Annotated in this window: 14 protein-coding genes; 7 read left to right on the forward strand and 7 right to left on the reverse strand. The window is 74.7% G+C overall.

Going from position 1 to position 16,692, the window contains the following annotated elements; all coding sequences use genetic code 11:
• Window positions 1–61: 61 nt before the first annotated feature.
• Both ABZ479_RS26970 and ABZ479_RS26975 read right to left on the reverse strand, forming a co-directional pair.
• Window positions 62–919, reverse strand: a complete 858-nt coding sequence (locus ABZ479_RS26970) for a hypothetical protein (protein WP_500463948.1) — start codon at window positions 917–919, stop codon at window positions 62–64.
• A gap of 69 nt (window positions 920–988) precedes the next feature.
• Window positions 989–1,435 carry a hypothetical protein gene (locus ABZ479_RS26975; protein WP_500463949.1) on the reverse strand — a complete coding sequence of 149 codons (447 nt, stop codon included), beginning with the start codon at window positions 1,433–1,435 and terminating at the stop codon, window positions 989–991.
• A 166-nt stretch (window positions 1,436–1,601) separates the two neighbouring features.
• Here ABZ479_RS26975 and ABZ479_RS26980 point away from each other — a divergent pair, with 166 nt between their 5' ends.
• Entirely contained in the window at window positions 1,602–1,904 is a 303-nt protein-coding gene (locus tag ABZ479_RS26980; RefSeq protein ID WP_500463950.1) for a putative quinol monooxygenase, read from the forward strand.
• Window positions 1,905–2,098: 194 nt separating this feature from the next.
• A complete protein-coding gene (locus ABZ479_RS26985) occupies window positions 2,099–2,551 on the forward strand; it encodes a universal stress protein (RefSeq protein WP_500463951.1) in 453 nt (150 codons plus the stop codon).
• A gap of 62 nt (window positions 2,552–2,613) precedes the next feature.
• On the opposite strand, the gene ABZ479_RS26990 is transcribed toward ABZ479_RS26985, so the two are convergent.
• Entirely contained in the window at window positions 2,614–3,603 is a 990-nt protein-coding gene (locus tag ABZ479_RS26990) for an aldo/keto reductase (RefSeq protein WP_500463952.1), read from the reverse strand.
• Window positions 3,604–3,728: 125 nt separating this feature from the next.
• A complete protein-coding gene (locus tag ABZ479_RS26995; RefSeq protein WP_500463953.1) occupies window positions 3,729–5,327 on the reverse strand; it encodes a phytoene desaturase family protein in 1,599 nt (532 codons plus the stop codon).
• 342 nt (window positions 5,328–5,669) lie between these two features.
• On the opposite strand from ABZ479_RS26995, the gene ABZ479_RS27000 reads away from it, so the two are divergent.
• Both ABZ479_RS27000 and ABZ479_RS27005 read left to right on the forward strand, forming a co-directional pair.
• Entirely contained in the window at window positions 5,670–7,214 is a 1,545-nt protein-coding gene (locus ABZ479_RS27000) for a serine/threonine-protein kinase (RefSeq protein WP_500463954.1), read from the forward strand.
• 200 nt (window positions 7,215–7,414) lie between these two features.
• The gene (locus ABZ479_RS27005; RefSeq protein ID WP_500463955.1) at window positions 7,415–8,317 is read left to right on the forward strand and encodes an SGNH/GDSL hydrolase family protein; all 903 of its coding nucleotides are present in this window, start codon (window positions 7,415–7,417) and stop codon (window positions 8,315–8,317) included.
• Window positions 8,318–8,379: 62 nt separating this feature from the next.
• Here ABZ479_RS27005 and ABZ479_RS27010 read toward each other — a convergent pair whose 3' ends face one another.
• On the reverse strand, window positions 8,380–9,864 hold the full coding sequence (locus tag ABZ479_RS27010; RefSeq protein ID WP_500463956.1) for a dihydrolipoyl dehydrogenase family protein: 1,485 nt from the start codon (window positions 9,862–9,864) through the stop codon (window positions 8,380–8,382).
• Window positions 9,865–9,979: 115 nt separating this feature from the next.
• Complete coding sequence (locus ABZ479_RS27015; RefSeq protein ID WP_499601043.1) at window positions 9,980–10,474, reverse strand: VOC family protein; 495 nt, start codon at window positions 10,472–10,474, stop codon at window positions 9,980–9,982.
• 269 nt (window positions 10,475–10,743) lie between these two features.
• Here ABZ479_RS27015 and ABZ479_RS27020 point away from each other — a divergent pair, with 269 nt between their 5' ends.
• From ABZ479_RS27020 to ABZ479_RS27030, 3 genes are all read left to right on the forward strand, one after another.
• Complete coding sequence (locus ABZ479_RS27020; RefSeq protein WP_500463957.1) at window positions 10,744–11,514, forward strand: GNAT family N-acetyltransferase; 771 nt, start codon at window positions 10,744–10,746, stop codon at window positions 11,512–11,514.
• A gap of 386 nt (window positions 11,515–11,900) precedes the next feature.
• Window positions 11,901–15,383, forward strand: a complete 3,483-nt coding sequence (locus tag ABZ479_RS27025; protein WP_500463958.1) for a phosphodiester glycosidase family protein — start codon at window positions 11,901–11,903, stop codon at window positions 15,381–15,383.
• 219 nt (window positions 15,384–15,602) lie between these two features.
• Entirely contained in the window at window positions 15,603–15,908 is a 306-nt protein-coding gene (locus tag ABZ479_RS27030) for a hypothetical protein (RefSeq protein ID WP_500463959.1), read from the forward strand.
• A 116-nt stretch (window positions 15,909–16,024) separates the two neighbouring features.
• On the opposite strand, the gene wrbA is transcribed toward ABZ479_RS27030, so the two are convergent.
• Window positions 16,025–16,636, reverse strand: a complete 612-nt coding sequence (wrbA, locus tag ABZ479_RS27035) for an NAD(P)H:quinone oxidoreductase (protein WP_354794843.1) — start codon at window positions 16,634–16,636, stop codon at window positions 16,025–16,027.
• Window positions 16,637–16,692: the final 56 nt, after the last annotated feature.

Consider the following 16,692-nt stretch of genomic DNA (forward strand, 5'->3'; position numbering starts at 1 on the left):
CGCGCCCCTCGGGGCGCGGCGGCCGTCGTCGTACGGGGGCCGCGGGCCCGCAGCGGGGCGCCTACCGCCCGGCGCCGACGAGCGCCACGGGCGCTCCGGTGAAGGCGTCGAGCAGGATCCGCCCGCCGAGCGGCCGGTCGAGGCGGACCGTGACCGGCTCGATGACCAGTTGCTTCGTGCACAGGCCGTCCTCGGCGCCGCGGATCGCGCCGTGCAGCACCACACTGTCACGGGTCTCCAGCACCTCCACGGCGGGACCGTCGTCGCAGGCGCCGTGCCCCGCCTCGACGGTGACGCTCCGGCCGTCCCCCGCGACCTCGCGCAGCCCGTGCAGGGGCATCCCGGGATCGGTGGCCTCGGAGAGGGTGGCGATCGGCGCCCGCGGCAGCGCCGCGGGACCGATCGCGGCGCGCACCAGCGGGCTGTCGTAGCCGTCGAGCGTGAAGTGCCAGGCGGGGACGCGCGCCGCACCGCGGCTGGTGAGCAGGGTCATCTCCCCGAAGGTGGCCTTGGTGACGGTCAGCGGGTCCTCGCGGCCCGCCGGCCCCTCGTCGAACCGGTCGTAGGCCTCCCGCGCGGTCATCGCCGTGACGGGGCTCGACGTCCCGTCCGCCCAGCGGATGCGCCCCTCCCGCGCGCCGCGGGGCAGCGGCCCGCGGTGCTCGAAGTTCCGCGTCAGGTACGCCTGCTTGTCGGCGTCGGTACGGAACGCGCCGTCCGGCAGCCGGACCACGTCCTCCAGCGGGAAGAAGCCCTCCCGCCACGACCGGGCCGCCGCCGAGCCCTTCCACGCCTCGGCGACCTCGCGCATGCGCGCGGCGGCCGCACCGCCGTCGTCCGTCCCCGCCACCGTCCGGCCACCGCATCCGACGGTGCCCAGGAACAGGCAGACGACGCCCATCAGCACGAACGGTCTCATGACGCCTCCCCGCGCAACGGGCCCCCTCGGACCCGCCGATGTGACGTGCCGGTCCGGCAACGGGTTCCGTCAGGCGTCGGCCCCGGTCGCAGCGGGAGGCGCGGGCGGGGCGGACCGGTTGCTCCGGTTGCCCACCCAGGTGAACACCGCGGCGGCGGGCGGGAATCCCAGGACGATGCCGAGGTGCAGGCCGAGGTCCTCGGCGGAGGGGGCCAGCAGCAAGGCCACCGTGAGACCGAGCGCTCCCGTCGCCACCAGGACGCCGGCACAGGCCACGGCGGCCGGCCCCCAGCGGCGGGGGCGCTCATTGCCGGAACCGACGACACCGCCGCCGGCGATCAGGGCCGTCCCGACCGTCAGCAGGCTCACGTCGGGCAGCAGGCCGAAGGGCCGGAGCAGCAGCGTGAGCACGCCCATCACCACCAGCGCCGCCACCACCAGCAACGCGGTGAGGACGGCCGCCTGACCCGGCCGGCGCCGGCCGGGGCCGGACGCGTCGTCACGCTCGCTCTCCACGACTCGAGCGTAGCCGGACCACCGCCCGGTCCGGCAGGCCCCGGACACCGGGAACAGACCGCGAAATGCCGTGCGGGCTTCGCGGAACACGCCGGCGGAGCCGGGTAGCGTCGCCCCCACCAGGCCGCCCGCGCGGCCGTCCCCTCCTGCGATCTGGAGCACCGTCATGCCCGCGTACGGATTCTTCGTGGAGTTCGAGGCCCGGCCGGGAAGGGAGGACGACGTCGCCCGCTTCCTCGTCGACGCCAAGGCGCTGGTCGACGCGGAACCGGGGACACTGGCGTGGTTCGCCTTCCGCCTGGGGCCGTCCGCCTTCCGCATCTTCGACGCGTTCGAGACCGAGGAGGACCGCGAGACGCACCTGCGGGGCAAGGTGCGGCAGCGCATCGAGGCGCTCGGCGACGAACTGTTCGCCGTGCCGCCCGTCATCACGCCGGTCGGTGTGCTCGCCGCGAAACTGCCGGGCTGACGGGGCGCAGGGTACGGCAGCGCCCGGGCCGGTGCGGCACCCCCCCCGGCCTCGGACGGCCCTCGTGGTCGGCGCAGACTGTGAACGGAATATTCACGCCGTACAACACCGCTGGTCAGGGAAGTCCCACCGGAGCGGGCCTCTACTGGGTCCGCCAACCCTGTTCAGCCCCCGGAAGAAGAGAAAAGGTTTCCATGTACCAGCGCATCCTGGTCGCCGTCGACTCCAACCCCTCCAGCCGGGCCGCCGTACGCACGGCCGGGGACATGGCCCGGCTGACCGGCGCCGCGGTGCACGTCGTGCACGTGCTCGCCTCGACGGTCGCCTTCGACACCGTCGTGAACCTGGAGGAGGACTCCGACGCCGGCTCCGTCGTCGACGAGGCCGTCGCCACGCTCCGCGGCATGGGAGTGGCGGAGGCCGACGGCGAGGTCGTCCGTGACGTGACCACGCAGGAGGTCGCCGCCGCCATCTCCGGCGCGGCGGAGCAGTTCACGGCGGACCTCCTCGTCCTCAGCCCGCACCACCGCGGCTCGGTCGCGGCCTTCTTCAACCCCCGCGTCAGCGACGCCGTCGCCCACGCCAGCCGCATCGCGGTGCTGCTCGTCCCCGAGGAGCCGGCCGAGGGCGACGACTCCGCCTCCTGACCGACCGCTTCGCCGCCCGTCCGGCTCGCCCGAGCCGGACGGGCGGCGGCCGGCGGGGGCGGTCACGGGGTGGGCACGTGCTCCGGGAGCAGCCCGGCGGCCTTGACGGCGTGCCAGAACTCCCCCGGCACCGGGTGGTCGAAGTACGCGACGTTCTGCGCGACTTCCTCCGGCGAACGCGCGCCGACCACCACGCTCGCGACCGACGGGTGCCCCAGCGGGAAGCGCACGGCCGCGGCGAGCAGCGGCACGCCGAAGTCCCGGCACACCTCCCGCCACGCCGCCACCCGCCCGGCGAGTCCCGCGGGCACCGTGGTGTACCCGTGGGGGGCGCCGGGCCGCGGGTCCGCGAGCAGCCCCGACTGGTACACCCCGGCGGCCATGACGGCGGTCCCGCGTTCGGCGCACAGCGGCAGCAACTCGTCCAGGCCCGACTGGTCCAGCAGGTTGTAGCGGCCGGCCAGCAGCACGCAGTCCGGTCCGGGGTCGGCCGCGCGGCGCAGGAAGTCCACGGCTACGGAGGCGTGGTTGACCCCGATGGACACCGCCCCGACGGCGCCCGCCGCGCGCAGGTCGGCCAGCGCCCGGTAGGCGTCGCCCACGGCGGCCGTGAAGTCCTCGTCGGGGTCGTGGACATGGAGCACGTCGATCCGGTCGAGCCCGAGCCGGGCCAGGCTCTCCTCGACGCTGCGCAGCACCCCGGCGTACGAGTAGTCCAGGCGCGGCCCGACGCCCGGTGGTGGATCGGCCCAGATCGGCTGGGTGTCGGGGCCTCCCGGTTCGATGAGCCGGCCGACCTTGGTGCACAGCACGAAGGCGTCGCGGGGACGGGCGGAGAGCGCCGCACCGGTGCGGGTCTCGGAGCGCCCGTAGCCGTACACGGGTGCGGTGTCGTAGAGCCGGATGCCGAGTTCCCAGGCCCGGTCCAGGACGGCCGCGGCCTGCGCGGCCGGCACGGGTGAGAAGAGCCCGCCCAGTGAGGCCAGTCCCAGCCCGAGCCTGCTGACCCGCAGCGGTGTGCGGCCGAGCGGTACGGGATCGCAGGCCCGCATCTCGCGCCCCCTCCTGACGTACGTGTCCCCCTGCGGCAGCCAGGGGACCACGCGGCCGCCCGGCGCACAATCCCCCGGCACGGTGCGCGGTGCGTGCCGCTGTGCGTACCGCGGTGCGGGTCCGGTCAGCGGCGGCCGCGGCGCCGGGTACGCCGGATGAGCTGCTGCGCGGCGAGGTGTCCCGAGCCGCCGCCGAGGCCGGGCCCGGGGTGGGTGGAGGCGCCGATGTGCCACAGCCCCGGGAGGGGTGTGGCGTGCCGGGGGGCACCGGGCAGCGGGCGCCACAGCAGGCTCTGGTCGAGTTCGGCCGAGCCCCCGTAGGGGTCGCCGGCCACCGCGTTGGGGTTGTGGGCGAGCAGGTCGGCCGGGGTGACGGCGTCCCAGTCGAGCACCTTGCCGGGCAGGTCGGGGGCGTGGCGGGCCACCCGGGCCAGGACCCGGCCGACGTAGCCCTCCGTCAGTTCCCTCGTCCAGCCCCCGGCGGTGCCAAGTTCGCCGGCGGCGTCGCCGGCCGGCGCGAAGGGCAGTTCCTGGAGCTGGATCCACAGGGAGGCGGCGCCCTCCGGCACGCGTGAGGGGTCGAGGACGTGCTGCTGGCCGACGACCACCGTGGGCCGGCGCGGCAGCAGACCCGCCTCGGCCTCCGCGCAGGCGATCCCGGTGCTCGGCGAGCCGTCGCTGAGGTGGAACAGCGGGAGGCCGGCCAGCCGGTCGTCGCTCCAGCCGGGCGGGGCGGACAGGGCGACGTGGAGCTGCATCGCGGCGCGGCCGTAGCGGTAGCGCCGGGCCTGGTCGCGGACCGCGGCGGGCACCGGGGCGTCCGGCGGCAGGAGTTCCCCGTACAGGGCGGTCGGTGTGACCGAGGCGAGGACCGCGTGGCGGGCGTGGACGGGCTCACCGCCGCTGACCACTCCGGTGACCCTGCCGTCGGTGACGAGCAGCCGCTCCACCGGGTGCCCGGTGCGGACGTCCACGTGGAGTTCGCCGAGGAGCGTCTCGAAGGCACGGACGAAGTTGCGGGAGCCGCCGGCCACGACGGGCAGCCCGAAGCCGTGCAGGGAGGCGGCGATCACCGGCAGCAGCAGTCCGCCCCCCGCGTGGTCCGGGGACAGGCCCGTGTGGAGCAGCCAGGGCACCCACAGCACGTCCGCCTCGTCGCCCCGGAACGTCTCGCGGCAGTAGGAGCGTCCGCTGGTGAGGGCGGAGCGCAGCCAGGCCTCGGTGCCGGTGAACCGCTCGCGGCGCAGCAGTCTCGCGATGTGCCGCAGTGTCCGCGGCGAGCGGGGCTCGCCGCTCAGCAGCCCGCCGATGGCGTCGGCGTTGTCGAGGAACCGCCCGAGCATGGCCAGGTAGGCGGCCCTGTCCCCGGCGTGCGCGAAGGCCTCCGCCGTGACGGCCGGGTCGCGGTGGGCGAGGAGCACGCGCCCGTCGTCGGTGACGGTGCCAAAGACGAATCCGTCGCCGTTGCGGTACTCCAGGCCGTGCCGGTGCAGGTCCTCGCCGAGGGCGGCGTAGGCCCCTCCCGACACGAACAGCGGATGCCACGAGGAGTAGGTGTCGTGCAGGTAGCCGGGGAGGGTCCGTTCCTCGGTGGCGATGAAGCCGCCCAGCCGGTCGCCCTGTTCCAGCAGGGCCACCGACCAGCCGGCCTTGGCCAGCTCGGTGGCGGCGACCAGGCCGTTCACACCGGAACCGACCACGACCGCGTCGACCGTGCGTGCCATCAGCGCTCCTCGGGTCCGTCGCTCCGGGATGCCGCGCCGCGGGAACGGGCCGGGGCGACGTCCCCCTGCGCCCATCGTCCAGGGTGCGCGCGGTCCGGGTCCCCCGCACGTCGAGCGGTCCTCACCCGGGCGGCGGAGTGGAGCACGGGCGGCGTCCCGTCACCCGCGACCGCCCTTGCCGTTCGCCGTTGGCCAAGGGCGTGGCGGACGCGTGCGCCCCCTGCGTCGGCACCCTTGCTGCGGGCGGCCGGGGTGCCCGATGCTCATATCCCCGGAGGCACCCGGAGCGTGCTCAAGGCCCGCGACCGCGTGTGCGGGGGCGTACCGGTCGTCAGGGGGGCGATGAGGACTGAGCGGGTGAGCCCGGTGTTCCAGCCGCCGGCGCCCGGTGATCCCGCCGGCGTCGCGGGGTACCGGATCGCCGCCCGGCTCGGCGAGGGCGGCATGGGGACGGTGTACCTGTCGTACACACCCGGCGGGCGCCCGGTCGCCGTCAAGGTCATCCGGCCGGAACTGGCCGGGGACCCGGAGTTCCGCCGCAGGTTCCGGCTGGAGGTCCAGGCCGCCCGGCAGGTGCAGGGCCTGTACACCGCACCGGTCGTCGACAGCGACACCGACGCGGAGCGCCCCTGGCTCGCCACGGCCTACGTCGCCGGGCCCTCGCTCCAGGCGGCCGTCGGCAGGCACGGGCCGTTCCCGGTGCCGGCCGTGGCGCTGACCGTCGCCGGGATCGCCGAGTCGCTGCAGGCCATCCACAGCGTTGGCATCGTGCACCGCGACCTCAAGCCGTCCAATGTCCTGCTGGCCGCCGACGGGCCGCGGGTCATCGACTTCGGGATCGCCCGTGCCGCCGACGCGACCGCGCTGACCCGCAGCGGCGTCGTCATCGGCACCCCCGCCTTCATGACCCCCGAGCAGGCCTCCGGCGCTCCGTGCCTGCCCGCCACCGACGTCTTCGCCCTCGGTCAGGTCGCCGTCTTCGCCGCCACCGGCCGGCCCGCCTTCGGCGAGGGCACCCCTCATGCCGCCCTTTACCGCATCGTGCACGCGGAGCCCGGGCTCTCCGGCGTGCCCGACGAGCTCGCCGAACTGGTCCGGCTGTGCCTGAGGAAGGATCCGGCCGGCCGCCCCACCCCCGCCGAGGTCATCGACATGTGCCGCCAGGTGTCCCCGCGGACGGAACTGCGCGGCCCCGGGGGATGGCTCCCGCCGCCCGTCGTCGCGGACATCGGCCGCCGCACCACCCTGCCCGCCCCACCGCGCTCCCCCGCCCCGGCCCGGACGCGCGGGCCCGCCGTGGCCATAGCCGTGGCCGTCCTCGCGGGTCTGGCGGCGGTGTGCACCGCGCTCCTCCTGTACGGCGGAACCACGGACCGGTCGGGCGAGCCGGGCGGGGCCGGATCACCGGACCGCGGCTCCTCGCCGCACACCGTGCCGGGCGGGGACGGGAAGGCCGCACCGGCGGCCGAACCGCCCTCCCGCTCGTACAAGGGCGTCGCCCTTGCGGACGGCTACGCCATCTCCCTCTCCGAACTGCCGCCGAAGCCGTACCGGGTGAAGTCCGGCGCCCACTACGAAGGGGACTTCGGGTACTTCACCGACGCGATCACGCGAACCTGGGGCTTCGCCACCCCCGAAGCCAACACCCTGGTCCTGCTCACCAACGGCGAGGCGGGGTCGCTCGCCACCTGCCGCTCGGCGACCCGGTACTCCCAGGAGATCTCACGGGAGAACGCGGTCAGGGGCAGCCGGATCTGCGTGGTCACCGCCTCCGGGCACATCGCGCTCGTCACGGTCCGGGGCTACTCCCCCGAGGACGCCGACCGTTACTACGCCACGGTCGACCTGACGGTCTGGCAGAACGCGGAGGCGCCCGGCCAGGGGTGACCCGCCACTCCCGGCCTGGTCGCCCCGCGCCACGCCGGGCCCCGGCGTTTGCGCCCCGGCGCGGGACGATGATCTACTTGCTTGGCGCAGCAATTACCCTGCGGCCGTGGTGCGTACACCGCCGCGGGGACCTCCGCGCAGCCGGGGGCCGCCTCGCCCGGCGGCCCGGGACGGCTCGGAAACACGACGAACGGACACAGATGAAGAGAACACTGAACCGGCCCGGCACCCGTCGCCGGGCCGCACTCGGTGCTGCCGCCCTGACGGGCATGGTGACGCTGCTGGGCCTCGGAGCGGGAACCGCCGGCGCCTCGCCGGCCGGTCACCCGGGCCGGGACCACGTCGCGCTCGGCGACTCCTACGCGTCCGGCCCGCTGATCCCCGACCAGGTGGACGCGGCCTGCCTGCGGTCGAGCCACAACTACCCCTCGCTCGTGGCGGCGCGCACGCACGCCCGCCTCACCGACGTCAGCTGCTCTGGGGCGACGACCGCGCAGATGACCGCGCCGCAGGGCAGCGCCCCGGCGCAGCTCGACGCCCTCGGCCGCGGCACGGACCTGGTCACGCTCAGCATCGGCGGCAACGACATCGGCTTCAGCGCCGTCATCGCGACCTGCGCCGGTGTGACGGCCTCCGACCCCGCCGGGGCCCCCTGCCGCGCCCACTTCACCGGCGGCGGCCACGACCAGCTCGCGGAGCGCGTCGCGCAGACCGCCCCCAAGGTCGCCACCGTCATCCGCGACATCCACCGGCGCTCGCCCCACGCGCGCGTCGTGGTCGTCGGCTACCCGGACCTGTTCCCGGACGACGGATCGGCCTGCACCAGCGCCTCGGTGCCCTTCGCGGCCGGTGACTTCTCCTACCTGCGCGACACGGAGAAGACGCTCAACGCCATGCTGGCCGCCCAGGCCCGCAAGGGGGGCGCGACCTACGTCGACACCTACACCCCGACGGTCGGGCACGACATGTGCGCGCCGACGGGCACGCGCTGGATCGAGTCCCTCGCCCCCGCGACCCCCGCGGCGCCGGCGCACCCCAACGCCCTCGGTGAGCAGGCCATGGCCGGCGCGGTGCTCCGCACCGTCGTCCGCCACCACCGTTGACCCCCGGTCACGAGGACCCGCCTCCCCCGAGGGGAGGCGGGTCCTCGCCGTTCGCCGCGGTGTCAGGCCTTCCGCATGTCCCGGTAGGTCTCCAGGACGCGCAGCCAGACCTCGCTGATCGTCGGGAAAGCCGGGACGGCGTGCCAGAGCCGGTCCACCGGGATCTCACCGGTGACGGCGACGGTCGCCGAGTAGAGCAGTTCCTGCACCCCGGGGCCGGCGAAGGTGACGCCGACGACCGTGCCGCGCTCCGGGTCGATCAGGACGCGGGCCTTGCCCCGGTAGTCCTCGACGTACTGCACGGCACCGGCGAGGCGCCCGATGTCGTAGTCGACGACGTCCACACGGCGCCCCGCGGCCCGCGCCTCACGGGTCGTCAGGCCGACGGAGGCGACCTCGGGGTCGGTGAAGACGACCTGCGGCACGGCCTCGGTGTCGGCCGTGGCGACGTGCGCACCCCACTTGCGGTCGTCCACGGGCTCGCCCTTGGCCCGCGCTCCGATCACCGCTCCCGCGATGCGGGCCTGGTACTTCCCCTGGTGTGTCATCAGGGCGCGGTGGTTGACGTCGCCCGCCGCGTACAGCCAGCCCTCGGCGACGGCCGTCACCCGGAAGGTGTCGTCCACGGTCAGCCAGTCGCCGGGGGTCAGGCCGACCGTCTCCAGGCCGAGGTCCGTGGTACGGGGGGCGCGTCCGGTCGCGAACAGCACCTCGTCGGCGACGACCGACCCGCCGTCCGCCAGCGTGACGCGCACCGGGCCGTCCGGGCCGCCCTCGCGGGCGACGGCCGTCACGGAGGCGCCGAGCCGTACGTCCACGCCGGCCTCGCGCAGGGAGTCGGCCACCATCTCCCCGGCGAACGGCTCCATGCGCGGGAGGAGTCCGCCGCTCCCACGGACCAGCAGGGTGACCTCGGAACCGAGCGCCCGCCACGCGGTGGCCATCTCGACGCCGACGACCCCGCCCCCGACCACCGCCAGGCGGCCGGGGGCCTCGCGGGCGCTGGTCGCCTCGCGGTTGGTCCACGGCCGGACCCCGGCGAGCCCCGGCAGATCCGGGAGCCGGGTCGTCGTCCCGGTGGCGACGACGACGGCGTGCCGCGCGGTCAGGCGGACCGTCCCGCCGTCCGGCGTGTCCACCACCACCTGCCGGGGGCCGTCCAGCCGGCCGTGGCCGCGCACCAGGTCGACCGCGACGGAGTCCAGCCAGTCGACCTGGTCGTCGTCCTTCCAGTGGGCGGAGAGCCGGTCGCGGTGGGCGAGCACCTCGGCCACGTCCAGCGGACCGCCGACCGCACCCCTGAGCCCGGGTATGCGGCGGGCCTCGGCCCGTGCCACCACGGGCCGCAGCAGCGCCTTGCTGGGTTCGCACGCCCAGAACGAGCACTCGCCGCCCAGCAGTTCGCCCTCCACCAGCACCGTGGCCAGTCCGGCGGCGCTGGTCCGGTCGGCGACGTTCTCGCCGACGGGTCCGCCGCCGATGACGACGACGTCGTAGGCACGGGACGTACCGCTCGTCGCTTGACCCGTCGTTTCGTCGGTCTTCATAGCCTGCTTCCAAAGGGGGCGGAGGGAGTTCGTCCAGGGGCCCGCGGTGCCGCGGAGGGGGGATCCGCGGCACCGCGGGGGCTCGGGGGCCGGTCGAGGGAGGGGGAGGGCGTGGTCAGCGTCCCGGCAGGCGGTCCGTGACCTCCTGGAGCGCCCAGCCGTTGCCGTCCGGGTCGGCGAAGGTCGCGAAGGAGCCGTAGCTGGCGCGCGCGGGGTGCGGCCCGGCGACCCGGGCGGTCTCACCGGCGTGGTGGAAGACGCCGCCCGCGTCGTGGAAGACCTCGCTGATGTCGACGCCGCGGGCCGCCAGCTCGGCGCGGGCCGCCACGATGTCCTCGACGATCAGGTGGAGGCCCTGCACGGAGCCCGGGGCGGCGGTGGTGACGCCGTCGCCGAACAGGATCGAGGCCCCGGAGCCGTCCGGCGTGAAGTGGACGACGCGGAAGCCGTCGTCACCGACGTAGTCGACGTCCAGCCGGAAGCCCAGCGCCGCGTAGAAGTCCTTCGCCCGGTCCACGTCGGACACGGGCAGCACCACAACCTCGAGCTTCAGTTCCATCACGTTCTCCCAGTTCCACAAATCGTCACCGCTTTGACTGGTGACGAGCATGGCCCAGGGCTCCGTAACCTGTCAAGGCGGTGACGCACAACGCTCCACCACAGCCCTCCACCACGGACCCCACGTGAAGATCATCAGAATATGCTTGACTCGTCAATTACCCTGCTCCTTCCCTTTGCCCGCGGCGCCCGCACACCCTCGCCGGCACCCGTGAGGAAGACCGGGACGACCGCACCGGCTGTGACGTCCACAGCGAAAGCGCAGGTCCGAGGCGTGGGCGGCGGCGTGGGCCGGCGGACGTCCCGGGTATCCTCCGCAACGTGACCGAAACGATCAGCAATGCCGCGGTGGACGCCCTCTACGGGGCCATGGAGCGGCTGACGGACCTCCTGCCCGGCGCGTTCACGCGGCACGGCCCGCACGGCGGGCGTCTGGTGTGCACGGGCCTGCCCGTCGCCTTGCTCAACGCGGTGTACGCCGGTCACGGACAGGACCCGCGCGAGACGGCGGAGCTCGCCGAGGAGCTGTCGGCCGCCGGCCTGCCCTGGAGCATCCAGGCCCGCGGCGAGGCCGGTCCTGAGCTGACGGCGCTGGCGGCCCGCCACGGCCTCACCGCCACCACCACACTGCCGCTGCTGGCGTGGGACGCCGCCTCGCTACCGGAACCGCCCGCGGCGGCCTCCACGGGCGGCACGGTCGCCAAGCTCACCGGAGCGGAGGCCGCACGGTACTCCGCCGCCCTCGCGGCGGGCTTCGGCATGCCCGGGGAGATCGCGGACGCGTTCGCCCTGCCCGCGCTGCTCGACGCGCCCGACATGACCGCCTTCACCCTCGACGTGGACGGCGAGGCCGTCGCGACCGGGTTCAACGTCATGGTCGGCGACCACGTGGGCCTGTTCAACGGCTCCGTACCGCCCCGGCACCGGGGCAACGGCCACTACCGCGCGCTCGTCACGGCCCGCCTCCGGGACGCCGTCGCCGCGGGCGCCCGCCACGCGTTCACGCAGAACTCCCCCATGTCCCGCCCCCTGTACGAGTCCCTGGGCTTCCGGCTCGTCGAGAACTGGACGTACCTCACCCCCGCGGGCTGACCCGGCGGGCGCGACGAGCGGCCGGGACCGAGCCGCCCGTACGGCCGCCCGCCCCAAGACGCGCTTCCCATCGCGCAGTTCCTACGGTTCCGCCCACGCCGGGTGCCGCCGAGTGCGCCCCGGTCGGCGGCTCGGCCCCGGCGGCACGAGGTCCGGGGCGACCGGCCGCACGACCCCGCACCCCCCTCACCGCGAGGGCCGGAACCGGGCCGGCCGTACGACCCGGAACGACCAGCCGTCGCGGGCGTCGTCGCTGCTCAGCGGGGTGGTGGTGACGGATGTTCACATTGCGCATTCCGGATCAACACCCGTTTCACGGCGATGCGACACCGACGGCACATCAACTGAACGGCGACCACCACCCCAACAGGGAAAGAAGTCAGCACGTGCCGTTCCCCCTCCAGCCCGCCGCCCCGGGTCCGCGTTCCGCGGTCCGCCGGGGTGCCGCGGCGCTCGCCCTGGCCACCGCGCTCAGCATCGGCGCCGGGATGATGACGACCGCCCAGGCGTTCTCGCCCGAACAGCTCGCGTCCGCGTCCGCGGGCACGACCAAGCCGGGCGGTTCCGGCCGTGGGCTCATCCCGAGCACCCCGGGCGAGTCGATCGTCACCCGCGAGACCCGCACCCCGGTCGCACCCGGGCTGAACCTCACCCGCTTCGACCGCTTCGAGGCCGGCGGCTGGGTCCGGGGACAGGTGCTCGTCGCGGACCTCGCCGAGGACCGGCTGAGCGTCGACTACATATCCTCCGGCACGGTCACCGGGAAGTCCCGGGTGACCGAGCAGGCCGCACGCACAGGAGCCGTGGCCGCCGTCAACGGCGACTACTTCGACATGAACGACACCGAGGCCCCGATCGGCGCCGCGGTGTCCCGCGCGGACGGCCTGGTCAACTCGCCCACCGAGGGCCGCGACCAGACGGTCGCCATCGGCACGGACGGCCTCGGCCGGCTCGCCCAGGTGTTCCTGGAGGGCGACGTCACGGTCGACGGCACCCGGCACCTGAAGCTGTCCGGGGTCAACTCCCCCGTCCTGGCGGCCGGCGGCATCGGGCTCTTCACCGACCAGTGGGGCGTCTCCCCGCGCACCAAGCCGGTCAGCGGCGCCGACCGGGTGACCGAAGTGCTGCTGCGCGACGGCAAGGTCACCGAGGTGCACTCCTCCGTCAGCTCCGGCCCGGTCCCCGCGGGCACCAGCGTGCTGCTGGGCCGTGAGGCCGGTGCCGACGCGCTCGCCGGACTCGCGCCGGGCGACGCCGTCACCGTCGCCTACAAGCCGCGCGCCGACTTCGGCGACGTGGCGGTCGCCGTGGGCGGCGGCCAGGTCCTCATCGCGGACGGCACCGTCAAGCACTTCACCGACGGCGACACCGTCACGGCCACGTCCCGCACGAGCGTCGGCTTCTCCGCCGACGGCCGCACCATGTACCTGGTCGCCATCGACGGCAAGCAGACCGACAGCCGCGGCATGGACCTCAACGAGCTCGGCGCCTTCATGAAGGGCCTCGGCGCGCGCAACGCCCTGAACATGGACGGCGGGGGTTCCACGACCATGGCCGCCCGGCTGCCGGGCGAGAGCACCACCGGCCTGGTCAGCAGCCCGTCGGACGGTTCGGAGCGCCAGGTCGCCAACGGCCTCGGGCTGTTCGCGGCGCCCGGCTCCGGCAAGGTCCACGGTTTCCGTGTGCTGCCAGCGCTCACCGCGGACGGTTCGGACAAGGTCTTCCCGGGTCTGCACCGCACCGTGCGGGCGCTCGCCCACGACGAGACGTACGCGCCGGTGCCCGCCGGACGGGTGCGGTGGCACGGCGACGGACGGCTGGACGTCCGCGCCGGCCGGGACGGCTCCGCCGTCGTCACCGGCAGGCGCTCCGGCACCGGCCGGGTGGAGGCCTCCTCCGGCCACCGGGCCACGGGTTCCGCGGAGCTGACCGTGCTGGCCCCAGCCGTCCGCATCGCCCCGGGCAGCAGCCTGGTGGCCCTGGACGGGCTGGACGACACCGCCCGCCTGACCGTGACCGGTTACGACGCGCTCGGCGACTCCGCCCCGATCGACGCCTCAGACGTCGAGGTCACCGGCGGCGAGGGGGTCGTCTCGGTGTCGCCCGCGGACGACGCGACGTTCACCGTGCGCGGTCTGACCGACGGCGCGTCCACCACCCTGCACCTGACGGTCGGGAAGATGACCACCGACGTCGCGGTCACCGTGGGCCTGGCCGAGAAGTCCTTCGCGGACCTGTCGGACGCGGCCTCCTGGACCTCGGCGAACGACCGGGCCCCCGGCGGCTCCGTCGCCCCGGCCGAGGGCCACGACGGCGCCCCCGGCCTGAAGCTGACGTACGACTTCACCCAGTCCACCGCCACCCGCGGCCAGTACGCCGTGCCGCCGCAGCAGATCCAGCTGCCCGGCCAGCCGCAGGCCGTCACCATGTGGATCAACGGTGACGGCAACGGCGAGTGGCCACGGCTGCAGTACCGCACGGGCGCCGGCGTGACGGCGAACCTGGACGGCCCCACCATCACCTGGACCGGCTGGCGCAAGGTCGAGTTCCCGGTGCCCGTGGGCACGCCCTACCCGCTCACGTTCCAGCGGGTGCGGCTGCTGGAGACCAGCGCCGCCCGCTCCTACAAGGGCGCGGTCACCGTCAGCGACCTGCGGGTCAAGGTCGCGCCCGACGTCGAGCTGCCCGTGCGGCCCCGGGTCGAGGACCCGGTGGTCGTGACCAACGGCACCGTCGACGGCCGTCCGCTGCGGGTCGCCGTCATGTCCGACGCGCAGTTCGTCGCCCGTGACCCCGGCAGCCCGCTGGTCGCCGCGGCCCGCCGGACACTGGAGGAGATCGCCGAGGCCAAGCCCGACCTGCTGGTCATCAACGGCGACCTCGTCGACGAGGGCTCCCCGGCCGACTTCGCGCTCGCCCGCACGCTGCTCGACGAGTTCGACGCCCGCACCAAGGGCACCGTCCCGTGGCACTACGTGCCGGGCAACCACGAGGTGATGGGCCCCGGGAACACCTCCAACTTCACGGCGGCCTTCGGTGACACGACGTCGGTCTTCGACGTCGAGGGCACCCGCTTCATCACCCTGGACTCCTCCAGCGGCACCCTGCGCGGCGGCGGCTTCGCCCAGCTCCAGATGCTGCACGACCAGCTGCGCGACGCGGCCGCCGACCGTTCCGTCAGCGGTGTCGTGGTCTTCGAGCACCACCCGACCGAGGACCCGCTGCCGGACAAGGCCAGCCAGCTCAGCGACCGCAAGGAGGCCGCCCTGGTCGAGCAGTGGCTCGCCGACTTCCGCGCCGAGGGCCACAAGTCCGCGGCGTTCGTCGCCGGTCACGTCGGCGCCTTCTCCGCGGCGCAGGTCGACGGCGTCCCGTACCTGGTGAACGGCAACTCCGGCAAGAACCCGGCGAGCACGCCCGACAACGGCGGCTTCACCGGCTGGACGATGCTGGGCATCGACCCGCGCCACGGCCGGGTCGCCGACCCGTTCGACGTCCCCTCCGGCGACTCCGGGACCTGGCTGCGCGCCGAGGTGCACGCCCGCACCGACGCGGTGGACATGGTCGCCCCGGCCACCCTGACCCTCGGCGGCCTGGGCCACGCCTCGGCGACGGTCACCCAGGACGGCACCCGTACCGTCCCGGTGGCCTGGCCGGTCGGCGCCACCTGGTCCGGCAGCCGGGTCGACATGGCCGGTGACGGCGGCGACGACCACGGGCACGGCCACGGGCAGCACGACAAGGCGCCCGTCGTCGCGTACGACCCCGCCACCGGGGCGCTCAAGGCGCTGCGCACCGGCACCGCGGTGCTCCGTGTGACCGTCAACGGCGTGACCGCCGAGCGCACGATCGAGGTACGCCGCGGCTGAGCACCGGCCCCCGGCACCCGGCACCGGCCCTTCCGGGCGCACCCCGCACGGGGCAGCGCCCGGGAGGGCCGTGCCGCGTCCCGTTCCCGTTCCCGTTCCCGCTGGGCGGGCTATTCCCGGGATGGGGGGACGCTTTTCTCCCCTTTTCGCCGTATGACCGGCATGTCACGGTGAAGTCACGTCGAAGCCGCACCGGACCGAGGAGCAGGGAAAGCCACCATGACCGCCATCGGAGACCGCCACCCCATGACCACCGAGGTCCGCGAGGACGCCGGCCGCACGGGCCGCGACCGGTGGTTCGTGGGCCTGCGCTTCCGCACCGCCCGCGGCTCCGTGGGACGGCAGTTCTTCGTCGTCGGCGAGGCCGGCGACGCCGAGGACGCGGTGGCGATCGCGATGGAACGGGCCTCGCGCCCCCGCTCTCGCGGCGCGCGCGATGAAGACGCCGAGATCGACGGCGTCGAGGTGCGCCGCCTGCGGTGGAACCCGCTGGGGTGGGTCTACCTCGCCCGCCCGGGCGTCTGAACCGCGGCGGGTACGACACGGCGGCGCCTCCGGCACGACAGGGGGAGGCGCCGCCGAGTGGGCGAACGGCGCACCCGCGACCCGAGGGTCCGAGCGGGTGCGCCGTCGGCGTGGGATCAGCCCTGCAGACCGCGGTTCAGCGCGGCGGTGAGCTTGATGACGCGCTCGGTCTGGATGCGGGCGGCGGTGCGGGTGGTGTCGTTCACCGGGTTGGCGCCCTGGGCGTCCACGTGGGAGGTGCCGTAGGGGTTGCCGTCGACGAACTTGGCGGGGTCGGTGTAACCGGGGGTCACGACGATGCCGCCGAAGTGGTGGATGGAGTTGTACAGGGCGAGGAGGGTCGACTCCTGGCCACCGTGGGAGGTGGCGGTGGAGACGAAGCCGCTGTAGACCTTGTCGGCCAGCTTGCCCTGCGCCCACAGGCCACCGAGGGTGTCGATGAACTGCTTGAGCTGCGAGGACATGTTGCCGAAGCGGGTCGGGGTGCCGAAGATCACGGCGTCGGCCCACTCGACGTCGGCCGGGGTGGCCACGGGGACGTCGGCGGTGGCGGCGTGGTTGGCGGCCCAGGCGGGGTTGGAGTCGATCGCCGCCTGCGGGGCGAGCTCCGCGGCCTTGAGCAGGCGCACCTCGGCGCCCGCCTTCTCCGCGGTCTCGGCCATCTCCTTCGCGATCTCGGTGATGGTGCCGGTGGAGGAGTAGTACACGATCGCGAGCTTGATCGACAAGGTGGTTCCTTTCAGGGAGGACCTCCCCCGCTGTTCGGGGTCGCGCGGTCCAGGGA

Origin of the sequence: Streptomyces sp. NPDC005722, assembly GCF_040630935.1 — a bacterium.
Taxonomy (GTDB): domain Bacteria; phylum Actinomycetota; class Actinomycetes; order Streptomycetales; family Streptomycetaceae; genus Actinacidiphila.

What these genes read in the sequence shown, in the direction of transcription:
- ABZ479_RS26970 (WP_500463948.1), bottom strand. Translation starts at nt 919, where the DNA reads ATGAGACCGTTCGTGCTGATGGGCGTCGTCTGCCTGTTCCTGGGCACC.
- ABZ479_RS26980 (WP_500463950.1), top strand. Translation starts at nt 1,602, where the DNA reads ATGCCCGCGTACGGATTCTTCGTGGAGTTCGAGGCCCGGCCGGGAAGG.
- ABZ479_RS26985 (WP_500463951.1), top strand. Translation starts at nt 2,099, where the DNA reads ATGTACCAGCGCATCCTGGTCGCCGTCGACTCCAACCCCTCCAGCCGG.
- ABZ479_RS26990 (WP_500463952.1), bottom strand. Translation starts at nt 3,603, where the DNA reads ATGCGGGCCTGCGATCCCGTACCGCTCGGCCGCACACCGCTGCGGGTC.
- ABZ479_RS26995 (WP_500463953.1), bottom strand. Translation starts at nt 5,327, where the DNA reads ATGGCACGCACGGTCGACGCGGTCGTGGTCGGTTCCGGTGTGAACGGC.
- ABZ479_RS27000 (WP_500463954.1), top strand. Translation starts at nt 5,670, where the DNA reads ATGAGGACTGAGCGGGTGAGCCCGGTGTTCCAGCCGCCGGCGCCCGGT.
- ABZ479_RS27005 (WP_500463955.1), top strand. Translation starts at nt 7,415, where the DNA reads ATGAAGAGAACACTGAACCGGCCCGGCACCCGTCGCCGGGCCGCACTC.
- ABZ479_RS27010 (WP_500463956.1), bottom strand. Translation starts at nt 9,864, where the DNA reads ATGAAGACCGACGAAACGACGGGTCAAGCGACGAGCGGTACGTCCCGT.
- ABZ479_RS27015 (WP_499601043.1), bottom strand. Translation starts at nt 10,474, where the DNA reads ATGCTCGTCACCAGTCAAAGCGGTGACGATTTGTGGAACTGGGAGAAC.
- ABZ479_RS27030 (WP_500463959.1), top strand. Translation starts at nt 15,603, where the DNA reads ATGACCGCCATCGGAGACCGCCACCCCATGACCACCGAGGTCCGCGAG.